At 61.6% G+C, this 17,573-nt stretch carries 14 protein-coding genes; 13 read left to right on the forward strand and 1 reads right to left on the reverse strand.

What is annotated here, in order from left to right; all coding sequences use genetic code 11:
• Nucleotides 1–171: 171 nt before the first annotated feature.
• Genes KL786_RS24905 through KL786_RS24915 form a run of 3 tightly spaced genes read left to right on the forward strand, consistent with a single transcriptional unit; the run spans nt 172 to nt 2,911 of the window.
• Nucleotides 172–960 (forward strand): ABC transporter ATP-binding protein, encoded by a 789-nt coding sequence (locus tag KL786_RS24905; RefSeq protein WP_215519310.1) that lies wholly within the window; start codon nt 172–174, stop codon nt 958–960.
• Nucleotides 957–1,904, forward strand: coding sequence for an ABC transporter substrate-binding protein (locus KL786_RS24910; protein WP_215519311.1), 948 nt, complete (start codon nt 957–959; stop codon nt 1,902–1,904). Before KL786_RS24905 ends, KL786_RS24910 begins: the two co-directional genes overlap by 4 nt.
• On the forward strand, nt 1,901–2,911 hold the full coding sequence (locus tag KL786_RS24915) for a FecCD family ABC transporter permease (RefSeq protein WP_215519312.1): 1,011 nt from the start codon (nt 1,901–1,903) through the stop codon (nt 2,909–2,911). The genes KL786_RS24910 and KL786_RS24915 overlap by 4 nt, the downstream gene beginning before the upstream one ends.
• Before the next feature lie 7 nt (nt 2,912–2,918).
• On the opposite strand, the gene KL786_RS24920 is transcribed toward KL786_RS24915, so the two are convergent.
• The gene (locus KL786_RS24920) at nt 2,919–8,816 is read right to left on the reverse strand and encodes a DUF4329 domain-containing protein (RefSeq protein WP_215519313.1); all 5,898 of its coding nucleotides are present in this window, start codon (nt 8,814–8,816) and stop codon (nt 2,919–2,921) included.
• A gap of 296 nt (nt 8,817–9,112) precedes the next feature.
• Between KL786_RS24920 and urtA the strand changes: the two genes are divergently transcribed.
• The 10 genes from urtA to KL786_RS24970 all read left to right on the forward strand — a co-directional run bounded on the left by urtA (nt 9,113) and on the right by KL786_RS24970 (nt 17,468).
• Nucleotides 9,113–10,378: an urea ABC transporter substrate-binding protein gene (urtA, locus tag KL786_RS24925; RefSeq protein ID WP_215519314.1), complete on the forward strand. Its 1,266-nt coding sequence runs from the start codon at nt 9,113–9,115 to the stop codon at nt 10,376–10,378.
• Nucleotides 10,379–10,535: 157 nt separating this feature from the next.
• A complete protein-coding gene (gene urtB / locus KL786_RS24930; protein ID WP_215519315.1) occupies nt 10,536–12,038 on the forward strand; it encodes an urea ABC transporter permease subunit UrtB in 1,503 nt (500 codons plus the stop codon).
• Complete coding sequence (gene urtC, locus KL786_RS24935; RefSeq protein ID WP_215519316.1) at nt 12,038–13,117, forward strand: urea ABC transporter permease subunit UrtC; 1,080 nt, start codon at nt 12,038–12,040, stop codon at nt 13,115–13,117. Before urtB ends, urtC begins: the two co-directional genes overlap by 1 nt.
• Nucleotides 13,114–13,974 carry an urea ABC transporter ATP-binding protein UrtD gene (urtD, locus tag KL786_RS24940; protein ID WP_032862369.1) on the forward strand — a complete coding sequence of 287 codons (861 nt, stop codon included), beginning with the start codon at nt 13,114–13,116 and terminating at the stop codon, nt 13,972–13,974. The genes urtC and urtD overlap by 4 nt, the downstream gene beginning before the upstream one ends.
• A gap of 142 nt (nt 13,975–14,116) precedes the next feature.
• On the forward strand, nt 14,117–14,815 hold the full coding sequence (gene urtE, locus KL786_RS24945) for an urea ABC transporter ATP-binding subunit UrtE (RefSeq protein ID WP_032862370.1): 699 nt from the start codon (nt 14,117–14,119) through the stop codon (nt 14,813–14,815).
• Between the two features lie 30 nt (nt 14,816–14,845).
• On the forward strand, nt 14,846–15,685 hold the full coding sequence (locus KL786_RS24950) for an urease accessory protein UreD (protein ID WP_215519317.1): 840 nt from the start codon (nt 14,846–14,848) through the stop codon (nt 15,683–15,685).
• 99 nt (nt 15,686–15,784) lie between these two features.
• The gene (locus KL786_RS24955) at nt 15,785–16,087 is read left to right on the forward strand and encodes an urease subunit gamma (RefSeq protein ID WP_032862374.1); all 303 of its coding nucleotides are present in this window, start codon (nt 15,785–15,787) and stop codon (nt 16,085–16,087) included.
• 9 nt (nt 16,088–16,096) lie between these two features.
• Nucleotides 16,097–16,627: a GNAT family N-acetyltransferase gene (locus KL786_RS24960; protein ID WP_215519318.1), complete on the forward strand. Its 531-nt coding sequence runs from the start codon at nt 16,097–16,099 to the stop codon at nt 16,625–16,627.
• A gap of 5 nt (nt 16,628–16,632) precedes the next feature.
• Nucleotides 16,633–17,166, forward strand: a complete 534-nt coding sequence (locus tag KL786_RS24965) for a GNAT family N-acetyltransferase (protein ID WP_215519319.1) — start codon at nt 16,633–16,635, stop codon at nt 17,164–17,166.
• The gene (locus KL786_RS24970; protein WP_215519320.1) at nt 17,163–17,468 is read left to right on the forward strand and encodes an urease subunit beta; all 306 of its coding nucleotides are present in this window, start codon (nt 17,163–17,165) and stop codon (nt 17,466–17,468) included. The genes KL786_RS24965 and KL786_RS24970 overlap by 4 nt, the downstream gene beginning before the upstream one ends.
• The last annotated feature ends 105 nt before the right edge of the window (nt 17,469–17,573 follow it).

The following is a 17,573-nucleotide window of genomic DNA, read 5'->3' on the forward strand; positions in this document are numbered from 1 at the left end:
CATGCTGCTGAGGCTGCTAGCTGAAACTGTCCAACTTTTCGGGGGCAGTCCATTTTGTGGGAGCTGGCTTGCCTGCGATGCAGACACCCCGGTCTGTCAGTTACATCGGGGTGATGCTATCGCAGGCAAGCCAGCTCCCACATTGGATCTATGTTTGACTTGAGATTATCGATGACCGCACTCAACCTTCACCACCTCGCCTGGTCGCCCTTGGGCCATGGCCACTGTCATCACCAGTTCCAACTGCGTGATGCCAGCCTGCGGGTGGGTGCGGGGGAGTTTGTTGGTTTGATCGGCCCCAACGGCAGCGGCAAGACCAGCCTGTTGCGCTGCGCCTATCGTTTCAGCAAACCCGCCGCCGGCGAGGTGCTGCTGGACCACCAGAACGTCTGGAAGCAATCCTCGCGCTGGTGCGCCCAGCGCATCGCCGTGGTGTTGCAGGAATTTCCCGACGCCTTCGGCCTGCGGGTCGATGAGGTGGTCGCCATGGGGCGCACGCCCCATAAGGGGCTGTTCGACGGCGACACCCGGCACGACCGGCAGTTGATCGAACAAGCCCTGGAATCGGTCGGCCTGCTGGGCTTTGAAGAGCATGCCTTCGCTACGCTTTCCGGCGGTGAAAAGCAGCGGGTAATCCTCGCCCGCGCCTTGGCCCAGCAACCGCAACTGCTGATCCTTGACGAGCCGACCAACCACCTCGACCCACGCTATCAACTGGAGTTGCTGGGGCTGGTCAAGCGCCTGAACATCGGCACCCTGGCCAGCATTCACGACCTCAACCTGGCCGCAGCCTTCTGTGATCGCCTGTACGTGATCAACCATGGGCAGATCGTTGCCAGCGGTACGCCCCACGAAGTCTTGACTGCCGAACTGCTGCGCGAAGTGTTTGGTGTCGAAGCCTTGATTGACACTCATCCCCTGTCCGGCTACCCACGAATCACCTGGATAACCCAACCATGATCCTGCGTTCCCTGCTGTGCTTTACCCTGCTGTGCGGTGCGACCCAGGCGTTCGCCGAGGCCACTCAATATCCACTGAAGATCCAGAGCTGCAACCGCGAAGTGACCTTCAAGCAGGCGCCCAGGCATGCGGTCAGCCACGACATCAACATGACCCAGATGATGCTCGCCCTGGGGCTCAAGTCGCGCATGGCCGGCTACAGCGGCGTGACCGGCTGGAAGTCGGTCACGCCCGAGATGGCGCAGATCCTCGACGGTCTGCCGGAACTGGCCAGCAAGTATCCGTCGGTGGAAACCTTGCTCAACGCCAACGTCGATTTCTTCTTCGCCGGCTGGGACTACGGCATGCGCGTGGGTGGCGACCTTACGCCGCAAACCCTGCAACCCCTGGGCATCAATGTGCTGGAGCTGACCGAGTCCTGTGCTTTTGTGATGAAGCGCCCCGCTGCAACCCTGGACGACACCTATAACGACCTGCGCAACCTGGGCAAGATCTTCGACGTGCAGGACCGCGCCAATGCCTTGATCGCACAGATGCAGGCCCAGGTCGCCCAGGTGCAGACAACCCTGCCCGCCGAAAAACCACGGGTATTTCTCTACGACAGCGGAGAAGACCGCGCCATGACTTCCGGGCGCCTGGGCATGCCGCAAGCACTGATCGATGCTGCCGGCGGGCGCAATATCCTCGATGACGTCGAAGCCAGCTGGACCCGGATCAACTGGGAAACCGTGGTCGAACGCAACCCGCAGGTGATCGTGATCGTCGACTACAGCGAAATCACCGCCGAGCAGAAACAGCAGTTTTTGCTCGATAACCCGGCACTGCAATCGGTGGACGCGATCAAGAACCAGCGTTTCATCGTGATCCCTTACGTGCAAGCCACGCCGGGCATCGACAATGTGCTGGCGGTCGAGACCCTGGCCAAGGGGTTCCACGGCCAATGATCGACCGTCGTTATGCCCTGCTGCTGAGTGCCCTTGGCGTGTTGTTGCTGGTCTCTTGCGTCATCTCGCTGGGGTTCGGCTCCGCGCGGGTGCCGGTGGATGTGGTGTGGCGGATTCTGCTGCACAAGGCCTTGGGTATCGGCGAGGCAAACTGGAGCGCCGGCCAGGAACATATCGTCTGGCTGATCCGTGTGCCACGCATGTTGCTGGGCGCACTGGTAGGTGCCGGCCTGGCGCTGATCGGCGCGGTCTTGCAGGCAGTCACGCGCAACCCCCTGGCCGATCCACACCTGCTGGGCGTAACTTCGGGCGCCACATTGGGCGCGGTGATTGTGGTGCTGCATGTCGGCGAAGTCATCGGCCTGCTGACCCTGCCCACCGCCGCCTTCATCGGCGCGCTGCTGAGCATGCTGGTGGTGCTGGCAGTGGCCAGTCGTAATGGCCGCCTGGAGAGTGATCGCCTGTTGCTGTGCGGCGTGGCCGTGTCGTTCGTGATGATGGCGGTTGCCAACCTGTTGCTGTTCATGGGCGATCATCGCGCGGCGTCAGCCGTGATGTTCTGGATGCTCGGCGGCCTGGGCCTGGCGCGCTGGGAGTTGCTGGCGATTCCCACCGCCACTGTCTTGCTGGGGCTGGTTTTGCTACTGGGCATGGCGCGCCCGCTCAACGCGCTGATGTCCGGCGAGCAGACCGCTGTGACCCTGGGCCTGAACGCCCGTAATGTGCGCCTCAAGGTATTTTTGATCGCCTCGTTGATGACCGGCGTGCTGGTATCGATCAGCGGCTCCATCGGCTTTGTCGGGCTGATGGTGCCGCACATCGCCCGTCGCCTGGTAGGCGCAGAACACCGCCGAGCACTACCGGTGTGCGTGCTGCTGGGCAGCCTGTTCCTGGTCTGGGTCGACGTTGCCGCGCGCACCTTGATCGCCCCCGAAGACCTGCCCATCGGCGTGGCCACGGCGGCGATTGGCGGGCTGTTTTTTATCGGCCTGATGCGCAAGCGCTAGGCCCGCCTTACAGCTCGTCGCGGTCGCGAATCTGCAATGGCTCATCGGTCTGTACGCCCTTGCGACTGCCCGCTTGAAGGGTCTTGATTACCCCCTCGTGTCGCCAGTAGTCGTCTCTGTCGAGCACGAACAATTGGCCCACGCCCGTCAACCGGTTGAAAAACTCAATGGGTTTGAGACGCGCCGCCGAGACCATGAGTTGGCTTTCCAACAGAGAGAGTCCAGGAATGTACTTCAACAGTGCCCCGCCGCGCGTGACCAGGTAAAGGCTTGTAGAAGCTTGTGAGTGCGCCTTGAGGATCCGGATGAAATAGCTGAGGAGGGTAGGCTCGATAAAATGACTGGCCAGGCGCTCATCATTGGCGACCGACTGGCTGGCAGGAGGCGTGTCCTTATAGATCAGTTGAGCACCCACCACCCGATAGTCGTTCGGGAAGTCCGGCCAGGGCACCGGTTTATCCGTCGGTTGTACGGCGGGCTGCACGGGTCCTGATCGTCCGGTGTAGAACAAGCGCAGCAGCCTTGGCGTATCGATTCCCGGCCACACCGGCAAGGTGGCGATAAATGAAGCATGCGCCGGGTCTGCCAGGATTGCCGTGACATAGTTGTGCCCCTTGGCCGTTGTAAAGCCGCGTTGAACATCACGGGCAGCATCATCACTGTGGGAAAACAGCGGACCGCAGCCCATCGGATAATCGGAAAAGCCCTCGCCCGTTCCGGGTACCCAGCCTGGGGTGATCCGATTCGTGCCGGCCCAGACCTTGCCCTCAACCAAGACGTCCAGGTTGCCGTGACGGGCCAGGTCATGCACATAGTCGAGCAGGGTGATTTTACCCTCGTATAACTGTTGGCGGATCGCAGGGAAATGCGCTCGGGAATCCAGTACCTCTTCAGTGTCCAGAGACAGGTACCGGATCAACGCCCCGTCCGGACAGGACAGGTACAACCTCAAGGTCTTGCTTTGCACCGCGCGCCGGGAAAAGCGGAGCCCGTTGTCCATGTCCATCGGGGCAAGGAACGTCTGCTGATGAGGATCAGGCGCAGGCGTCAGGGTTTCAAGCGAAGCGCAGAGATAAATCCCTACTAGCACGTACCCCTGAGGAAACAGACCGTAGGGGAAAACCTGCTCGTACTTCCAGTAGCTCAGCCGCGTCAGCGGCAACGTCACCATGTACTGTTCTTTACGCGTCGATTTGAATACATAACCGAACTTCAACATGTCATCGTATTGGCAACGCTCATGGGCATAACGCACAGCATCCTGCTCCTGGGCAAAAACCGGGCTGAAGGCAGGCTCGGCCAACGCATTCTGGATCTGCATGGCATACGGGATATCGGCGTTGGCCTGGAAACCCAACAACCGCCTGGGTCCCCCCCAGACCTTGCTGCCCTCCACCACGCGCAAGGTGCCGGCCTTGCTCAAGCGAACGACGAACGCCTCAGGCTTGAGCGCCCCAGAGCGGATCTGGTGCTCAAGGGTGTTTTCCAGTCGATCCGCGCGTACCAGGTTCAAGGGCTGCAAATCGACTTTCAAGTGAGCTTCCAATGCCGAGCCGCTACGGCTATAGCTCAACACACTGCCGTCAGCGCCAAACAGATATTCGCGATTCAAATGGGTATCGGAAGCAGAAAGCGCGGCGCCAATGACCCGCGTCGACAACATGTTGCGGTAGATGTCACGTTGCGTGGCATCCAGGGCGAACGGCAGTTCGCGCCCCGGGCTGGAGCGATAACGCGCCACGATGGTGTGCGCCGCAGGAAACCCACCAACCCCGACAATCTCATCAGGAAAAACCCACTTGGGATCGAAGTCCTCCCTGGGGACTCTCACCGGTTCGGTGGCGACAAACAACCCATCCGGTCGTTTGAGAATCAGCCCGCCCGACAGCCCACCGTTCATGCCCTTGAGCCGAGAACGGGCATAACGGGCCGCGTCATCCTGATCATAAAAAACCGGCCCCAGGCGACGACGAAGCAAGTGTTCATAGGGTCGCCACTGCGAAGGCAGCTTGCTCAACGCCCCTCGGCGGTCCCAGCACGGGCTGGAATACAGCACCGTCAACCCTCCGGTTTGCGCCATCAATGAAACAAAACGCCGAATATCCAGGGTGCCATTGCTCAGGCGCATGCCCTGTACGCTGACCTCCTCACCATTCTCCCCGCCCGTGAACAATGAAATTCCGGGCGGCTGAAAGCGCAGCAACGCCCCTTCCAGCGTCGATAGATAAACCGGCAGTACACCCACCGCGCCAGAGCGCAGCAAATAGCGTGCATCCTTTTCGGCCCGCTGCAGCAAGCTCGGTGTTGCAAAGAACTGGGTCAACCAAGCCTGTGTGGTTGGCAGGCCACTGGGCAGCCACTGCTGAGAGTAGAGCAATCCGACCACCACAAAGCCGTGGGCAAAGTCGCCACCCGCCAGATAGCCAGCACCCAAAGAGGAGTCACTCAACCAACTGCCGGACTCTGCTGGGGCCAGTTCGCTGACAATATACTCGCTCTTTTGCGGGTGCTTGAGCAGGTAGGCCGTATACCCCTGAGCATCGAGGTTTTGCCCATGGCCTCGGACATGGGCATTGATTGCCGCAGCATCCGGCTGATTGAAAATGGCACTGAACGCCGGGGTTTGCAGGTCAACTGAGGCGTACTCGAAATTGGGCGTCCAGTCGTCATAGACCCTGCCACGCGGCCCCCACAGTGGGCTGTGCACCAAAACCTGCAGATTGCCCGCGTCCGCCAGGCGGCTGACGATGTCCACAGGTTTAAGCCTGCCGGTTTCCAGGCGCTCGAAATACCCGTGCTGGCCTGGCTCACGAGTGGTGTTGTTCAGCACCAGCAACTCATTGGCCGAGCCGCTTGGGGTGTAGCCGATCAGGTTGTTCAGCGAACCACTCAGATAGGCCGGCAGCCCAGACTCGATCACCGAACGGATCTCCACATCGGAGAACATCGTGGCATTGACTTCCAGATCGGCAAAGCTCCAGTCAAGACGTCGATGACGTTCCAGGTCACTCAAGGACAAGGCCCCCCTGGAGGCATAGCGGGCGTCAAGCTCATAGCCCGCCGCAGGCACCAGCAAGCCGCCGCCCGGCACCGGGCGCAGCAGGTCGGAGACAAAGCCATCGCCATGAATGACCACGGGCTCAGTGAACACAAATCGCCCGTCGGCCCTCTTGAGGATATAGCCACCATAGGCGCTACTCCGACGAAAGCCGATCCTCTCGTGGGCATGGCGCGCGGCGTCATCGGCCGTCAGGAATGCCGCACTCAGCGACGTGGGGCCCGAGCCCAGTGGCAGAAGTTCACGGTCATGCATCGGCCCCAGCACATTCCATAAACCGCTCTGCTGCAGCACCGACAGCTCCCCGGCGCGGATTACCCGACGCACGAACGCCCGTGGCGTCAATGAGCCATCGAGCAAGGCGGCCTGGTTGCCTTTGTCGATCACCACCTGGCCGGCCACGGTAAACAGTTCGTTGGAGGAATCGACACTCGGCACCTGCCAATGCAGCAGCGCCTGATCAGCGGTTTGCAGATACAACTTGAGCCCCAACCCGGCGATCTGCTGCCTGAAGGTAGCGAGGGCCAGGGTCATGGCCTCCACCCACACCGCAGGTGGGGCAAACCGCTTGTACAGCCAGGCTTCATTGGCCGGCAACTGCCTCGGCTCGGAGGCGAACACGTTACGGTAAACGCCGACCAGGCGATAATTAGAGAGCAGTTCCGGCTGACCGTCGCTACGGGCAGGGAACAGGCTGGCCAGGGTTGTGCCTGCTGCAACCGGTAGGGTAGCAATATAGCTCGGGGCACTCTGGTGCTTAAGCACAAATCCCTGGTAAGCGCCTGCCGGCATACCATTGATATCGTTCAGGGCGATCAGCGCGACCACTTGCCCCATGCTTGCCTGCGGCGTAAAGAACGGCTGCTCCTGCACGGTGCCTGTAGGGATGACCGGATTGCCAACCCGCCAACCTCTGGCAACACGACCGCGAACGCCGCCCCAGACACGGCTGGGCAACACCACCCGCAGGTCGCCCGCATCGGCAAAATTCCAGATAGCCCCTTCAAACTCCGTACTCGTCTTGCTCTCCAGCTCACCGGTTAGTTGCTTGAGTAGCGTCTGCTCCGTCGTTGAACCACTGCTCACGTACTTGAGCAACGAGTCCTGCGGGCCTGACAGGTAGTGGGCCGGGGCAAACGCGCGATTGCCAATGATAAACGCCTGGTCGGTCGACGAGAAAAAACTGATAGATATCACGGCCTGATCGGCAGAGAGATCAGTCTGCGACCCCTGCTCACCCGGAGAACCCGCTGGGTACGAGTGGTAAAAGGCGTAGCAGCTAAAGGGGGCCGGTGCAACGAAGGCGTCATGCTCATCGGTGGCCATGATGGCGCGAAAATCAAACTGAATCGACGCAGCGGCCAGCGGTTCCGTAGCGAAATAACGCGCGTCTTGTTGCAGCACCGCACCGCCATACGCCCTTTCGCGTCGATCGCCGATCCGGTTGTGAGCCCAACGCGCAGCATCATCGGCCGTGACAAAGGGCGGACTCAGTACGGGCATGGGAACCCTCGATATAGCTCGCCACTGCGCATCGACCGGGCCGAGCTTGTCCCAGATCTTACCGGTCCGGATCACCGACAGATACCCGCCAACCGCCACGCGCAGGACAAAGTCCCGAGGGAGCAGCGTACCCGCGAGCAGCGCCGAATCGATCTGGTTATCCACTACCTGGCCGTCCGGCTCGACACGAAACAGTTCGGCCTCGGCGGTTGAGAACGCGCACTGATATTGCAACAACGCCCCATCATTGAGGTCGCGATAGAAAAACAGCCGACGCTCCGGCCCCAGCAAATCCCTGGATAGAAGCCCATGGTAAAGCTGGGTCGCCAACTCCAGCGGGCTAAAAAAGTTACGGTACAGCCACGGTTCCTTGGGCGCGAGACGCAGGGGCACCGGAGACCGGCCCAGATAGACAGCGACCCAATAAAAGCTCTCGTGTGACACACGGTTACCATCCGGGGTGCGCGGAAACAGTTGCTGGATGGATACCGGAACCGGCCCACCGGCCGGGGGCTCGACCAGCACATAGTCTTCTTTGTTGGCATCTTTGAGGATGAAGGCACGCTGTGGGTTGCGTTGCTGCAATACGGCCAGCATGGCATCAAGCCCTGCGTGCACAGGCCCGCAAGCCGGCAGCTCGTAGGTGCGCGAGACAAAGGCTGTAAATGGCCGCCATTGCCTGGGCACTGTACCTGTCGCGCCGCCCCACAAAGTACTGGGAACCACGATGGACAGTTGGCTGACACTGGCGGTCTTCTGGAAGAGGCTCTCCGGTTTGTTATCGGTCGGGCCATCCGCATGACCGAACGCCAGCTTTTGATCGAGCCACACACCAAAACGCTGCTCCTCAGCCGAGCCGGTAGTGACATGCTTGAGCAACCCACCATCGGGGCCGGACAGATAAGAGGCCGAGAAAAACCCTCGCTCCAGAATATTGATACTCAGGTCAATATCCGAAAAAAAACCGTTCAGCCCCCTGACCTGACGCTCGGAAAACTCAGGGTAGTTGGCTTTAAACTCATCGAACATATCGGGGTGGGAGTGATAGTCGGCCACGCACCGATAGCCTGGCGGGTGCAAGTACTGGCCATCGCTATCGACTTTCAGCACCTTCCAGGTATCGAAGCTATTGCGCTCGCCCGGTATAGGCTCGGTGGCATAGAAGTAGCCGTCCGACAAGCTCTCCAGGATCACCCCGCCGTACTCCACATCGCGCCGCTTGCCGATCTGTTGATGGGCATAACGGGCCGCATCATCCATGGTGATAAAGGCTGGCCCCACTGGCGGTAGTACCGCATCTGACTTCAAGCCGTTACCGAACCAACCGCGCTTAGGTCGCTCCATGACATCCCCCTCAAATGTGCCGTGACCAGACGCTGGCCAGGGTCACGGCGATCTTTACCGTTGGCGCGAACGAGAGGGCGCTAAATAGTTATCCACCGGGCCACACGTCCTGCCCCGTTCGGGCGCACGCCACGCACCAGCACCTCCAGCAAGCCCCCACTTGGTGCAGCGTGACTGACCGGTTAAGCCCATGGCCCACAAAACAGAGCAGTGCAGCCAATAGGCACAGCCTTTGCAAACGCTCTGGCAACGCCCCTATCTGCCCCCTGAAAATATTGAGTTTTGGAGACCGCACCATGAAGCGTCGCAGCTTGATCAAGGCTTTCACCCTGTCGGCATCCATTGCTGCCATGGGCCTGACCTGGACCGTCCAGGCCGCCGAGACCATCAAGGTCGGCATCCTGCACTCGCTGTCCGGGACCATGGCGATCTCCGAAACGTCGCTCAAAGACATGGCCTTGATGACCATCGACGAGATCAACGCCAAGGGTGGCGTCAACGGCAAGATGCTGGAGGCGGTGGTGGTGGACCCTGCGTCCAACTGGCCGCTGTTCGCCGAAAAAGGGCGGCAGTTGCTGACCCAGGACAAGGTCGCAGTGGTGTTCGGCTGCTGGACCTCGGTATCGCGTAAATCGGTGCTGCCAGTGTTCGAGGAACTCAATGGCCTGCTGTTCTACCCGGTGCAATACGAAGGCGAAGAAATGTCGCCCAACGTGTTCTACACCGGCGCCGCGCCGAACCAACAAGCAATCCCGGCGGTGGAGTACCTGATGAGCGAGGAAGGCGGCAGCGCCAAGCGCTTCTTCCTGCTGGGCACCGACTACGTGTACCCGCGCACCACCAACAAAATCCTGCGCGCTTTCCTGCACTCCAAAGGCGTCGCCGACAAAGACATCGAAGAGGTCTACACCCCGTTCGGCCATAGCGATTACCAGACCATCGTCGCCAACATCAAAAAATTCTCCGCCGGTGGCAAGACGGCGGTGATCTCCACCGTCAATGGCGACTCCAACGTACCGTTCTACAAAGAACTGGCCAACCAGGGCCTGAAAGCCACCGAAGTTCCGGTGGTGGCGTTCTCGGTGGGCGAAGAAGAGCTGCGCGGCATCGACACCAAACCACTGGTGGGCAACCTGGCGGCGTGGAACTACTTCCAGTCGGTAGAGAACCCGGTCAACGCCAAGTTCGTCGCCGACTGGAAAGCCTATGCCAAGGCGAAAAACCTGCCGGGCGCCGACAAGGCCGTGACCAACGACCCGATGGAAGCCACCTACGTCGGCATCCATATGTGGGCGCAGGCGGTGGAGAAAGCCAAGTCCACCGACGTCGACAAGGTGCGTGAAGCCCTTGCCGGCCAGACCTTCGCCGCACCGTCGGGCTACACCCTGACCATGGACAAGACCAACCACCACCTGCACAAGCCGGTGATGATTGGCGAGATCCAGTCTGACGGCCAGTTCTCGGTGGTCTGGCAGACCGAAGGGCCGATCCGTGCCCAGCCATGGAGCCCGTATATCCCTGGCAACGACAAGAAGCCAGATCACGCGGTGAAGAGCAACTAAGCCGCACCACAGATCAAATGTGGGAGCGGGCTTGCTCGCGAAGGCGGTGTATCAGTCAACATATCCATCACTGACGCACCGCCTTCGCGAGCAAGTCGAATCGTCGCACCGCCGCTCCCACATAAACCTAGTCCGCGCATGACCAGGACATTTGTTTATGCCCACTGCCCTCCACCGCCTCATCCTGGCCTGCCTGCTGTTGCTGCCCCTGGCCGCACACGCAGGCGATGCCGAAGATTTCCTCGCGGCCAACCCCACGCAACAGGCCAAACTGTTGCAGGACTGGGCCGCCCAGCCCGACCCGGCGCGTACCGACTTGGTCAACGCCCTGCAACAAGGCCAACTCACGGTAAACGGCGAAACCAAGACCGTACGCCTGAACAACCGCCTGCGCGGCTTGATCAACAACGTGCAAGCCAGCCAGCAGTTGCTCGCCACCGAACCCAAGGTGCGCCTGGCGGCTGCGCAACAACTGCAAAAAAGTGCGACGCCTGCACAACTGAAATTCCTCGACCAGCAACTCGCCAACGAAGCCGACAACGACGTCCACAGCGCCCTGAGCCTGGCCCTGGCCAACCTGCAACTGGTCGATTCCGACCCCGCAGTACGCCTGGCAGCCGTGCGCCTGCTCGGCGACACCGGCGACCCGTTGGCCCGTACCCGCCTGGAAGCCCTGCTCGCACCCGGTGTCGAGGCTGACGCGGCGGTGCACACCGCCGCCGAAACCAGCCTGGCCCAGGTCAAGCGCAAGCTGCTGGTGGGCGAAGTGCTCGGCCAGGCCTTCAGCGGTATGTCCCTGGGCTCGATCCTGTTGCTGGCGGCCCTGGGCCTGGCGATTACCTTCGGCTTGCTCGGCGTGATCAATATGGCCCACGGCGAGATGCTGATGCTCGGCGCCTACTCCACCTATGTGGTGCAGTTGCTGATGCAGCGCTACGTGCCCCAGGCCATCGAGTTCTACCCGTTGATCGCACTGCCGGTGGCGTTTTTTGTCACCGCCGGCATCGGTATGGTTCTGGAACGCACGGTGATTCGTCACCTCTATGGCCGGCCGCTGGAAACCCTGCTGGCTACCTGGGGCATCAGCCTGATGCTGATCCAGTTGGTGCGCCTGGTGTTCGGCGCGCAGAACGTTGAAGTGGCCAACCCGGCGTGGCTGTCGGGCGGGATCCAGGTGCTGCCCAACCTGGTGCTGCCGTACAACCGCATCGTGATCATCGCCTTCGCCCTGTGCGTGGTGGTGCTGACCTGGCTGCTGCTGAACAAGACCCGCCTGGGTCTCAACGTGCGCGCCGTGACCCAGAACCGCAACATGGCTGCCTGCTGCGGCGTACCCACCGGGCGCGTGGATATGCTCGCGTTTGGCCTGGGCTCCGGCATCGCAGGCCTGGGCGGCGTGGCCCTGAGCCAGATCGGCAACGTCGGCCCGGACCTGGGCCAGAGCTACATCATCGACTCGTTCCTGGTGGTGGTGCTCGGCGGGGTCGGCCAGTTGGCCGGCAGTGTCATGGCCGCCTTTGGCCTGGGGATTGCCAACAAGATTCTTGAACCGCAGATCGGTGCCGTGCTCGGCAAGATCCTGATCCTCGCGCTGATCATTCTGTTTATCCAGAAACGCCCGCAGGGACTCTTCGCACTGAAAGGACGGGTGATCGACTGATGAACCAGCCATTGATGCTTACGGCCGCGCAAAAGGCCGGCCCCAAGGTGACGATTGCGGTGGGCGTGGTGATCCTCGCCGTGCTGCTGGCGTTGCCGTTGTTGTCACTGTTGCCCGCAGAGAGTGCATTCCACGTCTCGGCCTACACCCTGACCCTGGTGGGCAAGATCCTCTGCTACGCCATCGTCGCCCTGGCGCTGGACCTGGTGTGGGGCTACGCCGGCATGTTGTCCCTGGGCCACGGCCTGTTCTTCGCCCTCGGCGGCTACGCGATGGGCATGTACTTGATGCGCCAGGCCGCCGGCAGCGAGTTGCCGGCGTTCATGACGTTCCTGTCGTGGACCGAACTGCCGTGGTATTGGGTCGGTACCGAGCACTTCCTCTGGGCCCTGTGCCTGGTGGTCCTGGCGCCGGGCTTGCTGGCGCTGGTGTTCGGCTTCTTCGCCTTCCGCTCACGGATCAAGGGCGTGTATTTCTCGATCATGACCCAGGCCCTGACCTTTGCCGGGATGCTGTTGTTTTTCCGCAATGAGACCGGGTTTGGCGGCAACAACGGCTTTACCAATTTCCGCAGTATTCTCGGCTTCGGCATCACCGAACCGGGCACCCGCGCGGTGCTGTTCCTGGCTACGGTGCTGCTGTTGGTGGCCAGCCTGTACATCGGCTGGCGCCTGGCGCAGAGCAAGTTCGGCCGGGTGCTGACGGCCCTGCGTGATGCAGAAAACCGCCTGATGTTCTGCGGCTATGACCCACGCGGCTTCAAGCTGTTCGTGTGGGTGTTGAGCGCGGTGTTGTGCGGCCTGGCCGGGGCGCTGTATGTGCCGCAGGTGGGCATCATCAACCCCAGCGAAATGTCACCGACCAACTCCATCGAAGCGGCTGTCTGGGTTGCCCTCGGCGGGCGCGGCACCTTGATTGGCCCACTGCTCGGCGCAGGCGTGGTCAATGGCATGAAGAGCTGGTTCACCGTGGCCTTCCCGGAATACTGGCTGTTCTTCCTCGGCGCGCTGTTCATCATCGTCACGCTGTATTTGCCCAAGGGCATCATCGGCCTGCTGAAGAAGAAGGGCGAACAATGAGAATCACACCGACGGCTGAATTTATGCTCGAACCTGTTCTCGACCCCAACAAAGATGCCGGCAGCAGCCGCGACGCCATCGGCCTCGGCCAGGCCGCAGGCAAGGGCCTCAACACCCGCCATGGGACGATCCTGACCCTGGAAGATATCAGCGTCAGCTTCGACGGCTTCAAGGCGCTCAACGACCTGAACCTGTACATCGGCGTCGGCGAATTGCGCTGCATCATCGGCCCCAATGGTGCAGGCAAAACCACGCTGATGGACGTGATCACCGGCAAGACCCGCCCCAGCCACGGCAAGGCCTGGTTCGGCGAAACCCTGGACCTGACCAGCATGAGCGAAGTGCAGATCGCCCAGGCCGGCATCGGCCGCAAGTTCCAGAAGCCCACGGTGTTCGAAGCCCTGAGCGTGTTCGAAAACCTGGAGCTGGCGCAGAAAACCGACAAGTCAGTGTGGGCCAGCCTGCGCGCACGCCTGAGCGGCGAGCAGAAAGACCGCATCGACGAGGTGTTGGACACCATTCGCCTCACAGCATCAGTGCAACGCCCGGCCGGCTTGCTGTCCCACGGCCAGAAACAGTTCCTGGAAATCGGCATGTTGCTGATGCAAGACCCGCAACTGTTGCTACTCGATGAACCGGTGGCAGGCATGACCGACGCCGAGACCGAGTTCACCGCCGAGCTGTTCAAGCGCCTGGCGGGCAAGCACTCGCTGATGGTGGTGGAGCACGACATGGGCTTTGTCGGCTCGATTGCCGACCACGTCACGGTGTTGCACCAGGGCAGCGTGCTGGCCGAAGGGTCGCTGGAACAGGTGCAGGAAAACGAGCGCGTCATCGAGGTGTACCTCGGTCGCTGAACCCGATGCGGGTTGCTCTCTGTAGGAGCGAGCTTGCTCGCGAAGATCGTCAACGATAACGCGCCGAGCCTGAATGCCCGCGGCGCCTTGGCGTTTTTCGCGAGCAAGCTCGCTCCTACAGGGAATTGAGGAGAATTTGAACATGCTGCAAGTCGATAAATTGCACCAATACTACGGCGGCAGCCACATCCTGCGCGGCCTGTCCTTTGACGTGAAAGTCGGCGAAGTCACCTGCCTGCTGGGGCGCAACGGCGTGGGCAAGACCACCCTGCTCAAATGCCTGATGGGCCTGTTGCCGGCCAAGGAAGGCGCGGTGAACTGGGAAGGCAAAGCCATCACCGGCTTCAAGCCGCACCAACGGGTACACGCCGGCATCGCCTACGTACCCCAGGGCCGGGAGATTTTCGGCCGCCTGACGGTGGAAGAAAACCTGCTGATGGGTCTGTCACGTTTCCCCGGTAGCGAAGCCAAGGAAGTGCCGCCGTTTATCTACGAACTGTTCCCGGTCTTGCTGCAAATGAAGCACCGTCGCGGTGGTGACTTGTCCGGCGGCCAGCAGCAACAACTGGCGATCGGACGCGCCCTGGCCAGCCGCCCGCGCCTGCTGATCCTCGACGAGCCCACCGAAGGCATCCAACCGTCGGTGATCAAGGAGATCGGTGCGGTGATCAAGAAGCTCGCCGAACGTGGCGATATGGCGATCCTGCTGGTGGAGCAGTTCTACGACTTCGCCGCCGAGCTGGCCGATCAATACCTGGTGATGTCCCGGGGTGAAATCGTCCAGCAGGGCCGTGGTGAAAATATGGAAGCCGAGGGTGTACGCGGCCTGGTTACCATCTAATCTGTAGCGTCTCGTTGATAAGCCCTGACCATGACCGTTCCCGCTCCCACCGCCCTGTTCACCCCCAGCTGGCACGCCGCGCTGGAGTTGGGCTACGCACAGTTTGGCACGACCACGCGCCCGGTGCTGCGCCGCCACCTGGGCCCGCTGCGGGTGCAAAAGCACCTGTACGCCGAAGGTCCCGAGGTGTGCCAGCACATTATCGTGCACCCGCCGGGCGGGATTGCCGGGGGGGATCGCCTGGATATCACGGCGCATGTCGGCCAGGGTGCATGGGTGCAGTTGACCAGCCCCGGCGCCGCCAAGTGGTACCGCGCCAGCGGGCCGGCCTATCAGCAAGTGGCATTGACGGTTGAGGCCGGCGCCACCCTGGAGTGGCTGCCCCAGGAAACCATCGTGTTCAGTGCCGCCCAGGCCGAGCTCAGTACCCGCATCGACCTGCACGGCGACGCCCGTTTGTTCTACTGGGATGTGGTGGCGCTGGGGCGCCCGGCCAGTGGCGAGCGTTTCGACCTTGGGCACTTTCAGTCGCACCTGGATATCCGCCGCGACGGCCAGTTGCTGTGGCATGAACGCCAGCGCATTGTGGGCGACGACGGCCTGCTCGACTCGCCGATTGGCCTGGATGGGCAGCCGGTGTTTGCCACGTTGCTGGTGAGCGGGGAAATCGATACCGAACTGCTTGAACAATGCCGTGCGCTGCCCCATGCAGTGCGTGGCGACCTGACCCAACTGCCGGGTTTGCTGGTGGCGCGCTGCCTGGCCAGCGAGACGTTACTGGCGCGGGCCTGGTTGATTGATTTATGGCGGCTGTTGCGCCCGGCATTGCTGGGGCGTGAGGCCATACCACCAAGAATTTGGAACACATGAACATTCAAGGTGGAGCTGGGCCAGCTCCCACATTTGATCCGGTTGCCACATTGGATTTTCGGTGTTTTTTAGAATGCTTTTTATGACGGATTGCTGACCATGGACCTGACCCCACGGGAAAAAGACAAACTGCTGATCTTCACCGCAGGCCTTGTGGCCGAACGCCGCCTGGCGCGCGGGGTGAAGCTCAACTACCCGGAAACCATCGCCTACATCTCCGCCGCCCTGCTGGAAGGTGCACGTGATGGCCGTACCGTGGCCGACCTGATGCACTTTGGCACCACCCTGCTCAGCCGCGAGCAAGTGATGGAAGGCATCCCGGAAATGATCCCGGATATCCAGGTCGAAGCCACCTTCCCCGACGGCACCAAACTGGTGACCGTCCACCAACCCATCGCCTGAGGCCCGGCCATGTCCTTGCTGATTCGTGACGCGGTGCACGGCGACTTGCCGGCCATCCGCGATATCTACAACGATGCCGTGCTCAATACCACGGCGATCTGGAACGACCAACCGGTGGACCTGGGCAATCGCCAGGCCTGGTTCAGCGCACGCCAGGTGCAGTTCTATCCGATCCTGGTGGCAGTGGATGCCGAGCAGGTCGTCGGCTATGCCTCGTTCGGTGACTGGCGACCCTTCGACGGCTTTCGCCACACCGTCGAACATTCGGTGTACGTGCGCAACGACCAACGTGGCAAGGGCCTTGGCCCGCTGCTGATGCAGGCACTGATTGAGCGCGCCAGGACCTGCGACAAACATGTGATGGTCGCGGCCATCGAAAGCGGCAACCTGGCCTCGATCCGCCTGCACGAGCGCCTGGGCTTCAGCACCACCGGGCAGATGGCCCAGGTGGGCACCAAGTTTGGCCGCTGGCTGGACCTGACCTTCATGCAACTGCTGCTCGACCCCGGCGCCCAACCGCCTGCCGTGCACAAGGAGTGATACCGATGAGCGCTACCCAACTGCGTCGAGTGAATGCCGAAAGTTTTGCCCATTATCGCCAGGGCCTGATTGAGCTGTTGCTGGACGCCGTGAAGCACGGCGCATCGGTGGGTTTCATGGCCGACCTCGACGCGGCCCAGGCCCGCGCCTACTTCGACGGCGTACAGGCCGGCGTCGAGGACGCCAGCCTGCTGCTGTGGGTGGTGGTGCGCGATGAACAGGTGCTGGCCAGCGTGCAACTGGCGCTGTGCCAGAAAGCCAACGGCCTCAACCGCGCCGAGGTGCAAAAGTTGCTGGTGCTCAATGACGCCCGGCGCCATGGCCTGGGCCATCAATTGATGAACGCGCTGGAGCTGTGTGCACGCCAGCACAAGCGTGGCCTGCTGTACCTGGACACCGAAGCCGGCTCCCCGGCCGAAGCCTTCTACCAGGCCCTGCACTACACCAAGATCGGCGAACTGCCGGACTACTGCCAAAGCCCGGACGGACGCTACAGCCCGACCGCTATCTACTTCAAGACCTTGGGGCAACCTGCATGATTCCTGGCCAATACCAGATCCAGCCTGGCGACATCGAACTGAACGTGGGCCGGCGCACCTTGAGCCTGAGCGTGGCCAACAGCGGCGACCGGCCGATCCAGGTCGGCTCCCATTACCATTTTTTCGAGACCAACGACGCGCTGACCTTTGATCGCGCCCTGGGCCGCGGCATGCGCCTGAACATCCCGGCGGGCACGGCGGTGCGGTTCGAGCCGGGGCAGAGTCGCGAGGTGGAGTTGGTGGAGCTGGCGGGGTTGCGCCGGGTGTTCGGGTTTGCCGGGAAGATCATGGGTGATCTTTAGGGCCTCATCGCAGGCAAGCCAGCTCCCACATGGGAATGCATTTCAAATGTGGGAGCTGGCTTGCCTGCGATAGCGGATTCACATTCAACAAAAATTCTTCAGGAC

The sequence above is a fragment of the Pseudomonas sp. TAE6080 genome (genome assembly GCF_018732265.1).
Taxonomy (GTDB): Bacteria; Pseudomonadota; Gammaproteobacteria; order Pseudomonadales; family Pseudomonadaceae; genus Aquipseudomonas; species Aquipseudomonas brenneri.

What these genes read in the sequence shown, in the direction of transcription:
- KL786_RS24905 (WP_215519310.1), top strand. Translation starts at nt 172, where the DNA reads ATGACCGCACTCAACCTTCACCACCTCGCCTGGTCGCCCTTGGGCCAT.
- KL786_RS24910 (WP_215519311.1), top strand. Translation starts at nt 957, where the DNA reads ATGATCCTGCGTTCCCTGCTGTGCTTTACCCTGCTGTGCGGTGCGACC.
- KL786_RS24915 (WP_215519312.1), top strand. Translation starts at nt 1,901, where the DNA reads ATGATCGACCGTCGTTATGCCCTGCTGCTGAGTGCCCTTGGCGTGTTG.
- KL786_RS24920 (WP_215519313.1), bottom strand. Translation starts at nt 8,816, where the DNA reads ATGGAGCGACCTAAGCGCGGTTGGTTCGGTAACGGCTTGAAGTCAGAT.
- urtA (WP_215519314.1), top strand. Translation starts at nt 9,113, where the DNA reads ATGAAGCGTCGCAGCTTGATCAAGGCTTTCACCCTGTCGGCATCCATT.
- urtB (WP_215519315.1), top strand. Translation starts at nt 10,536, where the DNA reads ATGCCCACTGCCCTCCACCGCCTCATCCTGGCCTGCCTGCTGTTGCTG.
- urtC (WP_215519316.1), top strand. Translation starts at nt 12,038, where the DNA reads ATGAACCAGCCATTGATGCTTACGGCCGCGCAAAAGGCCGGCCCCAAG.
- urtD (WP_032862369.1), top strand. Translation starts at nt 13,114, where the DNA reads ATGAGAATCACACCGACGGCTGAATTTATGCTCGAACCTGTTCTCGAC.
- urtE (WP_032862370.1), top strand. Translation starts at nt 14,117, where the DNA reads ATGCTGCAAGTCGATAAATTGCACCAATACTACGGCGGCAGCCACATC.
- KL786_RS24950 (WP_215519317.1), top strand. Translation starts at nt 14,846, where the DNA reads ATGACCGTTCCCGCTCCCACCGCCCTGTTCACCCCCAGCTGGCACGCC.
- KL786_RS24955 (WP_032862374.1), top strand. Translation starts at nt 15,785, where the DNA reads ATGGACCTGACCCCACGGGAAAAAGACAAACTGCTGATCTTCACCGCA.
- KL786_RS24960 (WP_215519318.1), top strand. Translation starts at nt 16,097, where the DNA reads ATGTCCTTGCTGATTCGTGACGCGGTGCACGGCGACTTGCCGGCCATC.
- KL786_RS24965 (WP_215519319.1), top strand. Translation starts at nt 16,633, where the DNA reads ATGAGCGCTACCCAACTGCGTCGAGTGAATGCCGAAAGTTTTGCCCAT.
- KL786_RS24970 (WP_215519320.1), top strand. Translation starts at nt 17,163, where the DNA reads ATGATTCCTGGCCAATACCAGATCCAGCCTGGCGACATCGAACTGAAC.